The 16,126-nt window shown below is 66.5% G+C and carries 15 protein-coding genes; 2 read left to right on the top strand and 13 right to left on the bottom strand.

What is annotated here, in order from left to right:
• Positions 1-2: 2 nt before the first annotated feature.
• Complete coding sequence (locus tag ACM6JT_RS07795; RefSeq protein WP_243565046.1) at positions 3-1,010, bottom strand: ABC transporter substrate-binding protein; 1,008 nt, start codon at positions 1,008-1,010, stop codon at positions 3-5.
• A gap of 390 nt (positions 1,011-1,400) precedes the next feature.
• Between ACM6JT_RS07795 and ACM6JT_RS07800 the strand changes: the two genes are divergently transcribed.
• The gene (locus ACM6JT_RS07800) at positions 1,401-2,045 is read left to right on the top strand and encodes a response regulator transcription factor (RefSeq protein ID WP_034183782.1); all 645 of its coding nucleotides are present in this window, start codon (positions 1,401-1,403) and stop codon (positions 2,043-2,045) included.
• An 11-nt stretch (positions 2,046-2,056) separates the two neighbouring features.
• Here ACM6JT_RS07800 and ACM6JT_RS07805 read toward each other — a convergent pair whose 3' ends face one another.
• The 9 genes from ACM6JT_RS07805 to ACM6JT_RS07845 form a co-directional block, all read right to left on the bottom strand.
• Positions 2,057-3,049: a fimbrial protein gene (locus ACM6JT_RS07805; protein WP_051983804.1), complete on the bottom strand. Its 993-nt coding sequence runs from the start codon at positions 3,047-3,049 to the stop codon at positions 2,057-2,059.
• Positions 3,050-3,093: 44 nt separating this feature from the next.
• The gene (locus ACM6JT_RS07810) at positions 3,094-5,763 is read right to left on the bottom strand and encodes a fimbria/pilus outer membrane usher protein (protein ID WP_131946627.1); all 2,670 of its coding nucleotides are present in this window, start codon (positions 5,761-5,763) and stop codon (positions 3,094-3,096) included.
• A 115-nt stretch (positions 5,764-5,878) separates the two neighbouring features.
• Positions 5,879-6,652: a molecular chaperone gene (locus ACM6JT_RS07815; protein ID WP_131946628.1), complete on the bottom strand. Its 774-nt coding sequence runs from the start codon at positions 6,650-6,652 to the stop codon at positions 5,879-5,881.
• Positions 6,653-6,782: 130 nt separating this feature from the next.
• Positions 6,783-7,325 (bottom strand): fimbrial protein, encoded by a 543-nt coding sequence (locus ACM6JT_RS07820; RefSeq protein ID WP_243712248.1) that lies wholly within the window; start codon positions 7,323-7,325, stop codon positions 6,783-6,785.
• 234 nt (positions 7,326-7,559) lie between these two features.
• Complete coding sequence (locus tag ACM6JT_RS07825) at positions 7,560-7,811, bottom strand: hypothetical protein (protein WP_034183783.1); 252 nt, start codon at positions 7,809-7,811, stop codon at positions 7,560-7,562.
• A 95-nt stretch (positions 7,812-7,906) separates the two neighbouring features.
• Positions 7,907-8,218 carry a hypothetical protein gene (locus ACM6JT_RS07830; RefSeq protein WP_034183784.1) on the bottom strand — a complete coding sequence of 104 codons (312 nt, stop codon included), beginning with the start codon at positions 8,216-8,218 and terminating at the stop codon, positions 7,907-7,909.
• A gap of 105 nt (positions 8,219-8,323) precedes the next feature.
• Positions 8,324-10,465, bottom strand: coding sequence for a peptidase domain-containing ABC transporter (locus tag ACM6JT_RS07835; protein ID WP_414856226.1), 2,142 nt, complete (start codon positions 10,463-10,465; stop codon positions 8,324-8,326).
• A gap of 49 nt (positions 10,466-10,514) precedes the next feature.
• Positions 10,515-11,774: an HlyD family secretion protein gene (locus ACM6JT_RS07840; protein ID WP_034183786.1), complete on the bottom strand. Its 1,260-nt coding sequence runs from the start codon at positions 11,772-11,774 to the stop codon at positions 10,515-10,517.
• A gap of 48 nt (positions 11,775-11,822) precedes the next feature.
• A complete protein-coding gene (locus ACM6JT_RS07845) occupies positions 11,823-13,154 on the bottom strand; it encodes a TolC family outer membrane protein (protein ID WP_414856227.1) in 1,332 nt (443 codons plus the stop codon).
• A gap of 505 nt (positions 13,155-13,659) precedes the next feature.
• Here ACM6JT_RS07845 and ACM6JT_RS07850 point away from each other — a divergent pair.
• A complete protein-coding gene (locus ACM6JT_RS07850; protein WP_414856228.1) occupies positions 13,660-14,124 on the top strand; it encodes a type II CAAX prenyl endopeptidase Rce1 family protein in 465 nt (154 codons plus the stop codon).
• Positions 14,125-14,257: 133 nt separating this feature from the next.
• On the opposite strand, the gene fliR is transcribed toward ACM6JT_RS07850, so the two are convergent.
• From fliR to fliP, 3 genes are read right to left on the bottom strand one after another with little or no spacing between them, the layout of a single operon-like run.
• Positions 14,258-15,040 (bottom strand): flagellar biosynthetic protein FliR, encoded by a 783-nt coding sequence (fliR, locus tag ACM6JT_RS07855; protein WP_414856229.1) that lies wholly within the window; start codon positions 15,038-15,040, stop codon positions 14,258-14,260.
• Between the two features lie 23 nt (positions 15,041-15,063).
• Positions 15,064-15,336, bottom strand: a complete 273-nt coding sequence (gene fliQ, locus ACM6JT_RS07860; RefSeq protein WP_131945615.1) for a flagellar biosynthesis protein FliQ — start codon at positions 15,334-15,336, stop codon at positions 15,064-15,066.
• Between the two features lie 19 nt (positions 15,337-15,355).
• On the bottom strand, positions 15,356-16,117 hold the full coding sequence (gene fliP / locus ACM6JT_RS07865; RefSeq protein WP_414856230.1) for a flagellar type III secretion system pore protein FliP: 762 nt from the start codon (positions 16,115-16,117) through the stop codon (positions 15,356-15,358).
• Between the last annotated feature and the right edge of the window lie 9 nt (positions 16,118-16,126).

The following is a 16,126-nucleotide window of genomic DNA, read 5'->3' on the forward strand; positions in this document are numbered from 1 at the left end:
GACTACTTCGCGTTCACGAAATCGTTCGTGTAGGTGCGCGCCAGGTCGATGTGCTTGCCCTTCACCGACGGGTTGAACGCCGACAGCACCTTCAGCACCGTCGCCGGGCCGTCGGCCGGCATCTTCGCGTCGGCGGTGAACATCGGCAGCGACGCCTTCAGCGCGCTCACGTACAGCGCCTTGTCCTTCTGGTAGTCGGCCGGCATCTTCGCGGCGATTTCCTCGGCGCTGTGCGTGTGGATGAACTGCATCGTCTTCGCGAACGCGTGCGCGAGCTTGGTGGCTTCCGCCTTGTGCGAATCGGCCCATGCCGACTGCACGTACAGGCTCGCGGCCGGGTAGGTGCCGCCGAGCGCGGCGCGCGTGCCTTCCAGCGTGCGCATGTCGACCAGCACCTTCGCGTCGCCCATCTTCTCGAGCGCGGACACCGTCGGCTCGGTCGTCATCCCGGCGTCGATGCGGCCCTGCTTGATCGCGGCGATGAAGCTCGCATCGGCGCCGACCGGCAGCATCGTGTACTGCGTCGACGGCACACCGTGCGCGAGCGCGAGGTATTGCGTGAGGAAGCTCGTCGACGAGCCGAGGCCCGTCACGCCGAGCGTCTTGCCCTTCGCGTCGGCCATCGACTTGAACGTCGGCGCGGCCTTGGTCGACACCATCTCGACTTCGCCCGGCACCTGGCCGAACACCGCGATCGCCTTCACGTCCTTGCCCTTGCTCTGCAGGTCGATCGTGTGGTCGTAGAAGCCGACGACGCCCTGCACGGCGCCCGCGAGCAGCTCGTTCTCGGCGTCGACGCCGGCCGGCTGCGACAGCAGCTCGACGTCGAGCCCTTCGGCCTTGAAGTAGCCGAGCTCCTGCGTGAGCCGCGCGGGCAGGTAGATCAGCTTCGCGATCCCGCCGACCATGATCGTGACCTTGCCGGCGTCGTCGGCGGCGAAGGCGGGGTGCGCGGCGAGCGCGCAGGTGAGGCCGGCTGCAACGGCGAGGGTGCGCAGGATGGGTCGCATCGGGTTGTCTCCGTTTGTTTTCCGTGTGGCGCGATGCTTGTTGCATCGTTGAAACGAGTATAGGGACGTGAAACCTTCTGCAACCTTTCGCGGGTGGTCCGAACCTTTAGGGGTTTTCCATGGAAACCCGCTCGGGGCGACGGGCCCCGGGGTGCCGCGACAAGCGGCCGTGGCGACGCGGAACCGGAAAAGGATTTCGCGATTGCCCGATTTTTTCAATTTATCAATGGCAAGCTCAATAATGGAGGCGGCTTATTTCATCGATATATCGTTATGCGACAGATAACCCAAGCCCATAATCCATTCCCGATCGGTTTGTTTTGAAAACCGCCACTCGCGTTATCGGGCGAATTTACTTGTATCCAATTAACATTTCCAGTGAATGAATACATGAGTACGCTCTCGATTGCCGTTGCGGACGACCACCCGGTCGTCGTGGCGTTGCTGAAGCAACTGCCGCAATGGGCGCCGGCTTTTCGCATCACGCATTGCTGCCGAAGCGGCGCGGAGTTGATCGATGCACTGAGAAGGTCGCCGACCGATCTCGTCATCGTCGATTATTCGATGAGCCGGGGGGACAACCCGATTGACGGCTTCGTGCTGCTGCGCAGGCTGCGCGAGGTCGCGCCCGACGCGAAATGCGTGATGTTTACCGCGCAGAAGAATCCGAGCGTGCTCACGGGCGCGATCCGGCTGGGCGTGGCGGCGATCGTCAGCAAGGAAGACGACATCGGCGAGGTCGTCCGTGCGTGCCGGCTCCTCGGTGCGGGGCGCGCGTCCTATTTCTCGCCGATGATACGGGCGATCGTCGCGCAGGCCGGCGCATGCGTGCGCGACGCGCAGCCGAAGCTGTCGACCAAGGAGCTGGACGTCGTTCGCCTGTTTGTCTCGGGGCACTCGCTCGCGAGTATCGCGAAGCAGCTCGGCCGATCGGTCAGCACCGTGTCGACGCAGAAACATATGGCGATGCAGAAGCTGCAGGCCGATTCCAACGTCCACCTGATCCGTTACGCGTACGAAAACGGATTGATCTGACCGCTCGCGCGCTATTTGTAGCTGATCGTAAAGGTCGCCGTGCCATTGGCGGTGCCTGGGCGGGCACCGGATCCCGTCTGGTAATAGCGCGCCGCCAGCGGCACCGACAGGGTGCTCGAGGGCGGCGCATCCGTCACCTTCCACGGCTTGCCGAGCGTCACCGGATTGCCGTCGCTCCCGAGCAACTGGATGCCGACGCCTTGCGCCGTACTCGACGACGACAGCGACAGGATGCCTTCGGATGCGTCGTACGCGTTGCCGTCGAGCGTCAGGTGGACCGCGAAACTGCCGGCGACCTGGGCATCGCACTTCAGGCCGATCGTGAAGACTTTCGACGTCGACGTCGTGCCGATGCCGGAACCCAGTCCCGACGATTTGCTGAGCTTGTGAGTGCCGAGATCCACGGCCACCTGCGTGGTCGACGGCGCGCAGGTCGTTGCCTGGAACGAGATGTTCTTGAAGCCGTAGGTGACGTAGCGGGCCGCTTTCGAATAGTCCTTGTCCGGGCCGCCGATCAGCGCCGTCAGCACCGACAGGATCGGAAACGGCGTCGGTGTGGACGGCGTCGCGCCGATCTTCACCAGCTCGACGTCGATCGTCGCGGAAACGGTCGTCGGCCGAAGCGACGAACTGATGATCTTCCCCATCGGAAACGATGCGTCCCCGGTGCCGCGATTGCCGTTATAGGTCACGTACAAGCCGAGGCCGTTCGCCGTCAGGTCGGAGTCGGCCATCCATCGATAGAGCGTCGCCTCGAAGTTCGCCGATGCAACGGTCTTCATGCAGGACGCGCTGATCTCGATCCCGGTCTTGCTCCAGAGCACCGTGCCGATCGGTGCATCGGCCGCGATCCTGAACGGATCGGGCAGCGTACCGAGTTCCGCCGTGCTCACGTTCTGGCAATTCGCGGCCGCCTGCGCGGTGCCCGCGCCCGCCGCGCAGGCCAGCAGGGCCGCCGTGCAAGCCAGCCTGATGCGATGGATGGGCGTGTTCCTGTCGTTCATGTGCGATTTCATCCGAGGTTGTCGTGCGCGCGTGCCGGGCGCCGTCATGCAGGCGGGGCCGCGTGCCGCGGCGCATCGCCGGGACCGGGCGGCCGCGCGTCGAATTCGCATGGGGCGTCGATGCGCTGGATGGCGACCTGCCGCGCGCCGGCGTCGAGCGGCGGCAACGCCACGCGGATCGAACATTGCCACGCGTCGGCGTGCCCCCATTTCACCGTCAGCTTTTCGTCCGGTTCCGCGATGCGCGCATAGATCTGGCCGCCCTGCGACACCACGCCGACGTTGTTGCCGCGCGCGTCGAATACCGGCGCGCCGAACGGCAATTCCCGGCCGGTCGGCGTCGATGCATGAATCAGCAGCGCACGCCCCTTCACGGTCGGGTAGCGCAGCATCACGACGGCGCCCTGACGCGGCGCCACCTGCAGGCTCGTCGTCTGCAGCTCGACGTCGGCGGGCAGGCCGCGCGGGTCGATCTCGATCTGGTTGAGCCGGTACGGATTCAGGTACGGCACGACCGCATAGCCGCGCCCGTCGAGTGCGACGCCGCCGTATCCGACCACCCTGGCGCCACCCGCCGCCGGCGCCGCGACGACGGCAACCGTGTCGGCTGCATAGGGTGACGCCGTTACGCCACCCGGATGCGCGACGATCGAGCCGCTCAATCCGACCGAGCCCGACCCGTAGCGATCGCCCTTGGCGAACGCGCCCTGAACCGTCGTGTACGGCGTGCGGTACTGGCCGGACACGCTGCCCGAATACGTCGCACCCGCGTCGCGCGACGCGGAAACCGAATAGCTGCCCTGGTTCCGCGTGCCGACGAAACCGCTCGCGGTCATCATCGACGTGACGCCGCGCACGCTGTCGTGCGCGACGTTCGCACTCGCGCGCGGCGCTTGCGCCGAGCGACCGAGCGGCAGCGACACGGTCAGCATGTACTGCGTATCGACGTCGCCGCCGATCGCGCGTGCGCGGTTGACCGAGATGCTGTAGTCGACGACGCGGAAACGGTTGCTGTAGCCGATCTGGAATTGCGTATCGGTGCCGCGGCGCTCCCAGTAGTTCTGCGTGTACGCGCTCACGAACAACTGGCCGCCGTTGTCGCCGAACCGCTGCGACGCGGTGACCGATACCCGGTTGCGCGCGCGCCAGAGCGGCTGTGCAGCGAGGCCTGTCGCGTTGCGCCTGGCGTTGTCGACGTAGGCGAGCGCGTTGTCGAGATCGAGATAGCCGGACGACGAGAAGCGATACGCGGCCACCGACAGGTTGCTGTTCGTCGCTTCCAGCGTCTTGCTGTACGTGATGCGCACGCTCGCGCCGCGTGCCCGCCGGCCGTTCGACGACGTGAATGCGCCGGACACGTCGAGCGCCATCGCGCCGATCGGCGTGTTGAACGCACCGCCGACGAGCAGGTTCTGGTAGTCCTCGTTCGCGAGCACGCCGCCATACAGCGTCAGCAGGTTGGACACGCCACGCGCGTAGGTTGCCTGCACGATGCGCGGCGTATACGACAGGTTCCTCTTGCGCACCACGCCCGCGACGAAACCGAACCGGTTCATGCCGGGCCGCAGCGACTGCACGACCGATGCGTACGGCACCTTGAATACGCGCTCGCTGCCGTCCGATTCGGTGACGGTCACGTCGAGATCGCCGCCGTAACCGGTCGGATAGAGGTCGTCGATCACGAACTGGCCGGGCGGCACGGTCGTTTCGTAGATGACCGCGCCGCTCTGGCGCACGGTCACGCGCGCATTCGAATTCGCGATGCCGCGAACGACCGGCGCATAACCGCGACGGGAATCGGGCCACATGCGATCGTCGTTGGCGATCTGCACGCCGCGAAACGGAAACGTATCGAACAGCTCGCCGGACGTGTTCGCGTCGCCGAGCCTGACGCGCGCCTTGAGCGCCGTCAGGTCGCGTTGAACGTAGGTGTTGGTGATGCTGTAGTGCTGGCCGCCGCGATTCTGCCAGTTCAGCGCGCCGTCGTGACGGAAGTACCATCCGCCCGCATTGATGCCGGCGTTCAGTCCGACGTATGCCGCGCTGTCGCTCCGGCCGTTCGCGACGTTTCCGTAGAGATTCGCGCTGTAGCCGACGAATCCCGCGGTCACGCCGCTGTCCCACATCGACGGATCGACGTAGCCGCGGGCCGTGCGGCGCAACAGCGCTTGCGGGACATGGATGTCGAGGCGCGCCGAGCCGGCGTCGAACGACGCCGACGCACCCGGCAGCAGCGCATCGAACGATTCGCACGCGGCGGGATCGGCGAGCGACGCGAGCGCTTCGGGCGCGATCCGGCTCGTATCCGCATTGATCCTGTCGAGCATGCGGCGGCTGAAGCACACTTGCGGGCCGTTTGCGCCCGATTCGCGCACGGTGACGTCGTCGCGGCCGAGCAGCGCCCCGTTCAGGTACACGTCGGCCCGGTATTCGCCGGGCCAGACCGGGTTGCCCTTCTCGAAACGGGACAGGTCGATTCCGCCGTCCGGCGACGTCAGCACGAAGTCCGGGTCGAACTGCAGCGCCCGGGACGGCAGTGCATCACCGTGGCCCGGCCCGCCGATCCGGGGTTGCGAATCGGCGGGCGCAAGCTCGCTTGCCGCTGCGCCGAGCGGCAGTGCCGACCACGCGAGCAACGCCGTCGCGTACGACCGCCGAAGCGCGAGCGTCGGCCGACCGGTGCGCGGACCGGATGCGGGATGGATGCATTTCATGGGCTTCGTTTCGGATGCTCGAATGGGACGGATCGCCGACGGGCCGCGGGCTCGGTTCGAATCCGACTCGCGTCGCCCGGCGACGCGCGCAGGCGGCTCGAATGCCGAGGTCGAATCAAGGCGTGGCCTCGAGCACCGCCGGCCACTTCACGTCGGTGCCGAAGTCGTTGATCGTCGAATAGTCGAGCTTCGTGCCGGCCGGGAGGCTCGGCAGCGGCATGTTCGGTGCAAACAGACGGTCGGCAGCGGGCGCGATCATCGCGCCGTCGTCGATCGTGTACGTGCGGCCGTCGTGCACGACCTGCGCCGACAGCACGGTGACGTTGAACGGCGACGGATTGGTCGCGCGCAACAGGTAGCCTTTGCTGCCGTCCGGCGCGGGCGCGAGCGACCATTTCACACCTTTGGCCGCATCGACCGCCCCATCGGCATCGAGGCCGGCCGGCCGGAAGAACACCTTGATTCGCGAACGGAACGCGAGCTGCAGCATGGTCGTCGACGGTTGATCGGCGGTTTTCGGCGGAATGTCGAGTACGTTCAGCCAGAACACGGATTCCCGGTCTTGCGGCAGCGGATCGCCGGTATAGACGATGCGCAACGTCTGTCCCTTGCCCGGATCGACGCGAAAGATCGGCGGCATCAACACGAAAGGCACCTTGGCCGTGCCCGGGCGCGAGCGCGGGTCGCCGTCGTCGAGCCATGCCTGCACGAGCGCCGGATCGGTGCCGACGTTGTCGATCTTGGCGGTGATCTCCCGATCGCCGGCCGGATAGACGAGGCGCGTGCCGGAAATGATCACGCCCGCGATGCCGTGCTGTACGGTGCAAGCCAGCACGACGCATGCGCAGATCGGCAACCGGCGGAAGAGAAACGAGAGGAGCGAGTGCATCGTTCGATGAAGAGGGAGGGGGAAGGCCGCGCGACGGGACGCTTCCCCGGAACGGCGATACCGCGGGCCGGAATGGCCCGCGTCGTGCGAGTCGTCGATGCCGGCCGTACGAGACGGCCGGCATGACGGCTTACAGATAGTCGATCGAATACGTGACCGACGTGCTTACGCTGCCGGCCGTCGCCGAGCCGAGCGAGTAGTACTGCGCGCTATAGACCATCGAGGCCGCGTTGTTGACGAGGTCGACCGGACGGCCATTGCGCTGGCTGACGTCACCGGCCTTCAGCGCTTTGCCGTCCATGTCGAGAAGCTGCACGGCGACGTTGGTCGCGGCGTTGGTCTGTGCGCGGTTGTAGAGCGTGCCGTCCGCGCCGTTGACGTTCGGGCCGGCCTCGAAGAACGCGCGCACCGATTGGCCCGCGTTCGTGCAGTTGCTGAGCGCGATGGTGAAGTTCGTCGCGCCCGTTACCGCGCCCTTCGACGCAAGCGAAGCCGCGCCCACGCTCGGAAGCTGGACCGTACCGTTGTTGTCGGCACCGTTGACCTTGATGGTGCAGCTGGCGCCGCTCAGCGCACCCGTGATGTTGATGGTGCCGTCGTATGCATGCGCCGCGAGCGGCATGAACGACATCGCCGACGCCGTTGCGGAGGCCATCAGAATTTTCTTCATCATGATCAGGTATCCCTTTTAATCGCTCAAAAATTCCCACCGGGCACGCAAGCGTGTCGGGAGAGATAAAATTAACTTGCCCGCATCCGTTCCGACTATCGCAATCCATCCAAAAACGGCGCCCGTTCACGATCCCGTTGGCCGATGCGGGCCGCGGGGTTGAGTAGCGTGTCGAAGCGACCGAAGCAATCGGTACGCAAGTCGTAAGGATTGCGAGTCGTCGCACCGAACGCTTGCCTATCGGCCGGTCGGGCGAGCCGCGGCGGCGAGAGCTGCGAGGACCGACACGGTCGCCGCGGCCGCGAGCGCGACGCCTGCTGCGAAGACGACCTTGCCGAGCGTCTCGACGGCGCCCGTCTGGGTGTTGTCCGAAGGAAACGGATTGACCCAGGGTTCGCTTGGCGCGCCCGGCTTGAACAGGCTGTTGATCCAGTCGGCGATGGCGCCGCCCGAAACGGTTGCGAGTTCCATCTTGCTGATTTCACGCATGATTCACCTTCTGACGAAATCGGATTGGCATGGCCGGCATGCCGGCCGGTGCTATGACGGCAGCAGGCACCGCAGGAACGGTGCCCGGCCTCGCATTACTTCGGTGCCGGCAGGTTCGGGTCGAACAGGCCTTCCATCACGCGGTTGAAGACCTTGAGCGTCTGCTGCGCCCCATTGACCCAGCCGTAGACCTTGCCGCCGAGCAGGCCCAGTCCGGCGCCGACGAGCAGGCCCACACCGGCACTGAGGATGCCTGCGCCCAGGATGCCGCCCGTGCTGCCGCCCGTTGCGGCACCCTTGAAGCCGCCGGCAACCAGGCCTGCAATGCCGCCCAGCACCCCCGCCCCCATGTTGCGGAAAAAGCCGCCGCTTACTTCATTCAATTCCATCGTGGTCAACTCGCGCATTTGAAGTTCTCCTTACAGTTACGCATTGCCGATCGTCGAAAGCCGGATCGGCATCGGCTTTCCCGTCGCGCATCGCGCGCGACGGGCACTCCACTTGCGGCGGCGCTAGGCGGCCGCCGGATCGAACCGCGCGTCGACGCCCATTTCGCGTGCGCTGCCTCGCGCGAGTTCGACGACGCGATCCGCGCTCCGGATCGTCTCCGGCCGGTGCGCGATGATGATCCGCGTGATGTTCATCGCGCGCACCGCGTCGTTGATCAGCCGCTCGCGTTCGACGTCGAGATGGCTGGTCGCCTCGTCGAGCACGAGAATCGCGGGTTTCCGGTAGAACGCGCGGGCGAGCAGCACGCGCTGGCACTGGCCGCCGGACAGCGACGAGCCCATGTCGCCGACGAGGCTCTGATAGCCCATCGGCATCGCCGCGATGTCGTCGTGAATCTGCGCGAGCCGCGCGGCTTCCTCGATGCGCGCCTGGTCGGGCTGCGGATCGAAGAAGCCGATGTTGTCGGCGATCGAGCCGGCGAACAGGATGTCGTCCTGCATCACGCAGCCGATCAGCTCGCGGTGCTGATGGAGCCCGAGCTTGCGGATGTCGACGCCGTCGACGCGCACGCTGCCGTGCTCGGGCGTCAGCAGGCCGAGCAGCACCTTCGCCATCGTGGTCTTGCCCTGGCCCGACGGCCCGACGAGCGCGACCGATTCGCCCGGCGCGATCGAGAACGAGCAGCCGTCGAGCACCCACGGTTCGGTCTCCGTGTAGCGAAAGCGCACGTCGCGCACGTCGATCGCGGGCGCCGCCGCGTGGCCGCCCGCCGCCGGCGCGCGCGCGGCCTTCGCTTCCATGTCGGCTTCGGCGTCGGTCAGCACGATGTCGGCGAGCCGCTCGCCGTGCAGCCGCAGCATCCGGAAATCGATCACCGTGCCGATCAGGCCCGCGCCGCGCGCCATGAACTGATCGGCAAAGCTGACGAACGCGACCAGCATCCCCGCCGAGAACTGCCCGTCGATCACCTGTTTCGCGGCCAGCCACACGAGCGCCACGCGGCCCGCGCCGGAGATCACGCCCTGCAGCGTCGAGAAGCCGATCGACAGCCGCTGGATCACGACGTTCTTGTTGGTCGTCTCGACCACGGCATTCGCATAGGTCGCCACGCGCGCCTCCTGCTTGTTCGCGAGCTTGATCGCCTGCACGCCGCGGATCGACTCGAGCAGGTTCGATTCCGCGCGGGCCGCGTACACGATGTGTTCCTCGTTCGCCTGCCGGAACGGCCGGTATGCGAGCCAGCGGATCGCGCCGTACGCGGCGAACAGCCCGAGCACGAGCCACGTGAGCGTCGGGCTGTAGACGAACAGCATCGCGAGCGTGACGATCGCCATCACGCCGTCGAGCAGCGCACCGACGAATTGCGTCGTGAGCGTGCCCTGGATCGTGCCGATCGCGCCGAACCGCGACACGACGTCGCCGATGTGGCGCTGCTCGAAGTACGTCATCGGCAGCCTGAACAGGTGCGAGCAAACGTTTGCCGTCCACTGCACGCCAAGCAGGCTCGAGAACCACGTGACGACCCACGAGCGCAGCGCCGCGACTGCGTTCTGGAACAGCACGACGAGCAGGAAGCCGATGCCGAGCAGCGTCAGCAGATCGGCATCGGCCGACACGAGCACCTGGTCCATCACCCACTGCATGTAGAACGGCGTGACGATGCCGAACACCTCGAGCGCGACCGACAGCAGCAGCACCTGCGCGAATGCCGCGCGGATGCCGGTGACGCCGCCGATGAGCGTCGCCATCGAGATCGATTCGCGCTCGCGCGCCCGCGCGAACGACGGCGACGGCATCAGCTCCAGCGCGACGCCCGTGAAGTGGTCGGACACCTCGGCAAGCGGCACGTCGCGCACGCCGCGCGCGGGATCGTGGATCGTGATCCCGCTGCGCGACACCGACTTCAGCACGACGAAGTGATTCATGTCCCAGTGCAGGATGCACGGGCGCCGCAGCTTGCCGAGCTCGTCGAGTTCGAGTCGCAGCGCGCGCGACGCGAGGCCGAGCCGGTAGGCCATCAGCATCACGTCGTTGAGCGTCGCCCCTTTCAGCGACGGGCTGAAGCGTCTGCGCAGGCTGACGAGGTCGAGATCGCGGCCGTGATAGCTCGCGATCATCCCGACGCACGCGAGCCCGCACTCGGCCGCCTGCGTCTGCAGCATCACGGGCAGGCGGCGGCGCCAGCCGAATTGCAGGGCATCCATCCATTTCATCGTTCAACAGGCTCCATAGCGAATCGAATGCGCGGGGCGTTCATGCCGACGCGCGGCGGCCGAGCGCGTACAGCGGCTCGAGCACCCACTCGATCAGCCGGCGCTGGTCGATCAGCACGTCGGCCTCGAGCGCCATCCCGGGTCGCAGCGTTTCGCGCTTGCCGTACGCGACGATGTCCTGGCGATCGAGCGCGACGACCACGCGGTACAGCTGCTCGGGCACGTTGGTGCGCCCGGTGAGGTTCGCGACCTCCTGAGGCGACAGCGCGGTGCGCGACACGTCGGTCACGCGGCCGAACTGCTGGCCGAATTTCTGGAACGGGTAGGCCTCGTAGCGGAGCACGACGCGCGCGCCGGTGCGCACGAAGCCGATCGCGCGGCTCGGCACCATCAATTGCGCCTCGAGCAATGCGCCCTGCGGCAGCAGCGACACGACCGACTGGCCCGCGTTGACGACCTGCCCCGGTTTCGCGAGCAGCGTCGCAACGACGCTCGCCTGAGGTGCGCGCAGAATCACCGCGCGGCGCGCCTCGTTTTCGGCGATCGACTGGTCGACGTCGGCGAGCTTGCGCTCGATGTCGTTCTGCTGATTGCGGGTATTGAGCGGCAATTCGCGCAGCTGCTGGCGGATCTGGTCGAGCTGCTGCTCGACGTCGAGCCGCTGGCGCGCGAGATCCTGCAGCCGCGCCTGCGCATCGAGCAGCGCGGCTTCCTGCTGCTCGACCTGGCTGTTCGACGCGTAGCCCTGCTCGCGCATCGACTGCAGCTTGCCGAGCTGCCGCTGCGCGAGTTCGGCCTGGCGCGTGCGCTGCGTCTTCTGCAGCGCGATCTGAGCGAGCTGGTCGTTCAGCGCCGCGGTGCGCGCATGCAGCCCGCGTTTCGCCTCGCCACTCAGTTGCGACTGGCTCGCGAGATCGGTCTCGAGGCGCGCACGCTGAAGATCCAGCTGTTCGCGGACCCGCTCGCGCGTGCCGCCGAGCTCGGTCGCAACTTCGGCCGACACGGCCATCAGCTCGGCGCCGGCCGCGACGGTCTGCCCCTCGCGCACGCGCGTGTCGATCACCGTGCCCGTCAGCGGCGGGATGATGGCCAGCAGCCCTTTCGCGGGCAGCAGCTGGCCGGCGACGCGCTCGCGCTTGGTGTAGGTACCGAGCACGAAGAACGCGACGACCGCAAGCGCCGCAGCCGTCGCGACACCGATCGTCAGCCAGCGCCACGGCGGCGAATACAGGCTGACCGTGCCCATCAGCTTGTGCTTGGTCGCGTCGAGCGCTTCCTGACGGAACAGCGAATCAGTCATGTGTCGCTACCGGTGGGATCGAATGGAGGGAGACGGAATCGCGCATGGTCAGCCTGCCGGGCGGCATGCAATCGCGGCGACGTCCGCTTCGCCGAGCGTGCCGAGCGCGGCCGACAGTTGCAGCCGTGCGCGCAGATAGCGATAGCGCGCGTCCGCGAGATCGCGGACCGCCTCGAAATAGCGCTGCTGCGCGTTGAGTTCGTCGATCTGCGTGCGCAGCCCGACCTCGCGGCCCAGGTGGGTCGACTTCACCTTGCTGTCGGCCGACGCGAGCGCGCGCTCCTGCGCGCGGATCAGCGCGAGGCCGTTGGTGATGCCGAGATAGGCGGCACGGGCGCGCTCGCGGGCCTTGCGGCGTGCATCCTCGAGCGCGTCGCGTGCCTGGTCGCGCCGCCGGTAGGCTTCGCGGCTCGCCGACAGCGGGCCGCCGCCGGCGAACAGCGGGATCGTGACCGTCACGCCGATCATCGACGAACGGGTTTTCGACGTCGTGCCGAACACCGAGTCGAGCCCGTTCTCGTTGGCGCCGCGGCTCCAGTTCGTGCCATAGCTCGCCTGCAGGTTCACGACCGGCAGGTGCGCGCCCGTCGCGGCGACGATGTCGGCCTGCGACTGGTCGAGCTGCTTGTCGGCGATCCGCACGTCGACGTTGTCGCGCGTCGCACCGTCCATCGCGGTCGCTAGATCGGCCGGTGCGGCCGGTGTCGCACATTGCCACGAGATCGGCGCCAGCTCGGCCGCCGTCAGCCCGGTGATCCGCTGCAGCGTGCCGCTCGCGACCGCCAGATCCGTTTGCGCGCCGACCGTGCGCGCCAGTGCTTCGTCGAGATTCGCGCGCGCCTCGTCGACGTCGGTGCGCGTGCCGTCGCCGATCCGCAGCGCAGCCTGCGCCTGGTCGAGTTGCTTGCCGAACGCCTGCTGTGCGGCTTCGGCAGCCTGCAGCACTTCGCGTCCGTACAGGACGTCGAAATAGGCGTTGGCGACGTCGTTGATCAGCGTTTGTGCGGCCTTCTCGTACTCGATGTCCGCTTGGTCGGCAAGCGTGCCGCCACGCTTGAAATCGGCGACGCGCGACACATCGAACAGCGGCTGGGTGACGGTTGCGGAAGCGCTGTGACGGCGGACCGCTGCCGCATACGCCGCAGTGGGCTGGTCCTGCTTCGTGTAGTTGCCGGTGAGTTCGGCGCGTGGCAGCAGCCCGGCAAGACCCTGCCAGCGTTTCTCGCGACCGGCGAGCTGCGCGTTGCGAGCCGCGCCGATGCCCGCATCGAAGCGCCGCGCCGCGTTCACCGCGTCGAGCAGGTCGGCCGCATGCACCGGCCATGCGGCGCCGAGCCAGCCGAGAACGGCCACCAGCCGGAAGGATCGTGTCGAAATCATCTGCCTGTATGCGCCGCTGCATGTCGGTCGCAAGAACCGCGGCGAGGTTACGCCGCAAAGCAGGGGATTATTCAGTCATGCGTGACGGCACGATATCGCCGTTTGTCCAATTTTCGGCTGGTACCGGCGGGGCCGCGAAGGGCGGAATGCGACAGTGCATTAAAAGGGGATAGCGGCTCGCCGCGCGAAGCCCAGGCAAGCGCGCCGCTGCAAAGGAGAACGCCGAGGAAGTCCGGTCGGAGCGAAATGCCGCCATCAGCTAACAAATCGACAATTTGACAAGCCTCGCCAGTTGCGACGGCAGCACTGGTGTTCCCATGTTGGTGGCCGTCAACGCCCCGCCTGTTTTCGGCAAGCGGCGACATCAGCAAAAATTGGATGTTCCGCGATAGGTTCGACGTTTATTTAGGACTATTTTTCGAACATTTTCATCGGTGAAATTTTGCCTGGAGATTTCCCTTTGAATGAACGGCGAATTGTAATGGGAGACTGTCTTGATAGCCGTGTGATTCGCACTATCTCGCGCGGCCCGGTGCTCGTCTCGGCACTTCTGACTTGGGTTCTCACATACGTCGCCGGCATTTTTGTCTGGGTTGGCCAATTTGTATTCGAACTTCCATTTGGCTCGTCTGCCGGCGCGCTGCCTGAAATAGTGAAGCACGACCTGTTGACCCGCCTGTTTGTTGGCTCACTCGCTGTACCGATAGTGGAAACATTTCTTTTCCAGTGGCTTCCCATTCGGTTGATTCGCCGCGCATTCGGAGCGAGTGTTTGGTCAGCCATCGGTGCTTCAACTCTTGTGTTCGGTGCGACGCACGGCTACAGCATCCTGTACGTGGCAGTCGCTTTATGGGGCGGGCTGATTTTCGCAACGGTCTTCGTGCTGCGTGATTACCCCGGCGGCCGTCCCTTTTTGGTCGTCGCCACCGCCCATGCCGCCCGCAACACGCTGGCAAGTATCCTCATCTGACGCGAACGCATCACTCCCGGGTCAATCGGTAGAATCGTCGCCAATTGGCCGGATGAATAGGCGCTGAATCCACACGAAATCGTAATGACTCGGCCGAGGCAGCGCCTGTACCTCGCGACGAATGACCCGCGCGTCAGCGCCAGCCGAGCAGCACACGCCCCATCGCATCCAGCCCCATGTCGAACAGGTGCGACACGAACGGCACGAGGTTCGGCACCATCAGCTGCACGAGCAGCAGTCCGACGAGCATCGTCACCGGAAAGCCGACCTGGAACACGCCGATCTGCGGCGCCGCGCGGTTCAGGATGCCGAGCGCGAGGTTCGCGATCAAGAGCGCCGAGACCACCGGCAGCGCGAGCAGCAGCCCCATCTCGAACACGGTCGCGCCGAATGCGGCAAGCGTGCGCCAGCCGGGCGCGTGCAGCAGGTCGGCCGACACCGGCAGCGACTGGAACGATGCGGCGAGCGCGGCGAACACCTGCAGATGGCCGTCCACCGCGAGGAACGCGAGCATCGCGACCGCGTTCAGGAAGCGCCCCATCACGGGCGTCGCGCCGCTCGTGTGCGGATCGAAGAAGGTCGCGAAGCCGAGGCCCATCGACAGCCCGATGAAGTCGCCGGCCGCCTCGACGGCCGCGAACACGAGCTGCATCGTGAAGCCCATCGCGACGCCGATCAGGAACTGCGTGACGACGATCCAGATGCCCTGCGCGGAGAACACGGTGACGTCCGGCATCGCGCCGAGCGTCGGCGCGACGACCAGCGCCATGAACGCGGCGACGCCGATCTTCACGCGCACGGGCACCGCCGCGTGACCGATGACGGGCGCCGTCGCGACGAGCGCGAGCATCCGCACGAACGGCCACAGGAAGGCGGTGAGCCAGCCGTTGAGCTGCGCGTAGGTAACCGAGAACATCGCCGCCGGGGGTTAAGCGCGGCTCAGCCGGCGCCGAGCGTCGCGACGTGCAGCAGCGTCTGCCGCAGGTAGTCGAGCATCGTCGTCAGCATCCACGGGCCGGCGATCACGAGCGTCGCGGCGACCGCGAGCAGCTTCGGGATGAACGACAGCGTCGCCTCGTTGATCTGCGTCGCGGCCTGGAACAGGCTCACGACGAGGCCGACCGCGAGCGCGACCAGCAGCAGCGGAGCGGCGAGCAGCAGGCCGACCATCATCGCCTGGTGCGCGAGGGCCATCACTTGTTCGGGCGTCATCGCGCGATTCCTCCGCTGCTTACGTGAAGCTCTGTGCGAGCGAGCCGATCAGCAATTGCCAGCCGTCGACCAGCACGAACAGCATCAGCTTGAACGGCAGCGACACGGTGGACGGCGACACCATCATCATCCCCATCGACATCAGCACGCTCGCGACGACCATGTCGATGATCAGGAACGGGATGAAGACCGTGAAGCCGATCTGGAAACCCGTCTTCAGCTCGCTCGTGACGAACGCCGGCACCAGCAGCGACAGCGGCACGTCCTCGGGCCCCTGCATCGGCGCGGCCTTCGAGATCTTCGCGAACAGCGCGAGATCGGTCTCGCGGGTCTGCTTCAGCATGAAGGTCTTGAACGGCGCGACGCCGCGCTGCACGGCCTGCTCCATCGGCATCGTGCCGTCGGAGAACGGCTTGTAGCCGTCGTTGTACGCGCGGTCGAGCACCGGCGACATCACGAAGAAGGTGAGGAACATCGCGAGGCCGACGAGCACCTGGTTCGGCGGCGTCGTCGCGGTGCCGAGCGCCTGGCGCAGCAGCGACAGCACGATGATGATGCGCGTGAAGCTCGTCATCATCAACACCATCGCCGGCAGGAACGACAGCATCGTGAGCAGCAGCATCGTCTGCACGCTCAGCGAATAGGTGGTGCCGCCGTGCGGGCCCGGGCTTGTGTTGAACGCGGGCAGGCCGTTCGCCTGCGCGTACGCGAGCGCAGGGGCGACGCAGAGGATCAGCACGGGCGCGAAGCGCGCCGCGCGACGCAGGAATTCGTGTTTCATCGGAAGGCG

The organism is Burkholderia sp. IT-111MI5, assembly GCF_949752865.1.
Classification (GTDB): Bacteria; Pseudomonadota; Gammaproteobacteria; order Burkholderiales; family Burkholderiaceae; genus Burkholderia; species Burkholderia pyrrocinia_C.

Bases quoted from the DNA above. Each gene is read 5' to 3' on its own strand.
- ACM6JT_RS07820 (WP_243712248.1), bottom strand. From the start codon at position 7,325: ATGATGAAGAAAATTCTGATGGCCTCCGCAACGGCGTCGGCGATGTCG.
- ACM6JT_RS07835 (WP_414856226.1), bottom strand. From the start codon at position 10,465: ATGGATGCCCTGCAATTCGGCTGGCGCCGCCGCCTGCCCGTGATGCTG.
- ACM6JT_RS07805 (WP_051983804.1), bottom strand. From the start codon at position 3,049: ATGAACGACAGGAACACGCCCATCCATCGCATCAGGCTGGCTTGCACG.
- fliQ (WP_131945615.1), bottom strand. From the start codon at position 15,336: ATGACGCCCGAACAAGTGATGGCCCTCGCGCACCAGGCGATGATGGTC.
- fliR (WP_414856229.1), bottom strand. From the start codon at position 15,040: ATGTTCTCGGTTACCTACGCGCAGCTCAACGGCTGGCTCACCGCCTTC.
- fliP (WP_414856230.1), bottom strand. From the start codon at position 16,117: ATGAAACACGAATTCCTGCGTCGCGCGGCGCGCTTCGCGCCCGTGCTG.
- ACM6JT_RS07795 (WP_243565046.1), bottom strand. From the start codon at position 1,010: ATGCGACCCATCCTGCGCACCCTCGCCGTTGCAGCCGGCCTCACCTGC.
- ACM6JT_RS07815 (WP_131946628.1), bottom strand. From the start codon at position 6,652: ATGCACTCGCTCCTCTCGTTTCTCTTCCGCCGGTTGCCGATCTGCGCA.
- ACM6JT_RS07800 (WP_034183782.1), top strand. From the start codon at position 1,401: ATGAGTACGCTCTCGATTGCCGTTGCGGACGACCACCCGGTCGTCGTG.
- ACM6JT_RS07830 (WP_034183784.1), bottom strand. From the start codon at position 8,218: ATGCGCGAGTTGACCACGATGGAATTGAATGAAGTAAGCGGCGGCTTT.
- ACM6JT_RS07840 (WP_034183786.1), bottom strand. From the start codon at position 11,774: ATGACTGATTCGCTGTTCCGTCAGGAAGCGCTCGACGCGACCAAGCAC.
- ACM6JT_RS07845 (WP_414856227.1), bottom strand. From the start codon at position 13,154: ATGATTTCGACACGATCCTTCCGGCTGGTGGCCGTTCTCGGCTGGCTC.
- ACM6JT_RS07825 (WP_034183783.1), bottom strand. From the start codon at position 7,811: ATGCGTGAAATCAGCAAGATGGAACTCGCAACCGTTTCGGGCGGCGCC.
- ACM6JT_RS07810 (WP_131946627.1), bottom strand. From the start codon at position 5,763: ATGAAATGCATCCATCCCGCATCCGGTCCGCGCACCGGTCGGCCGACG.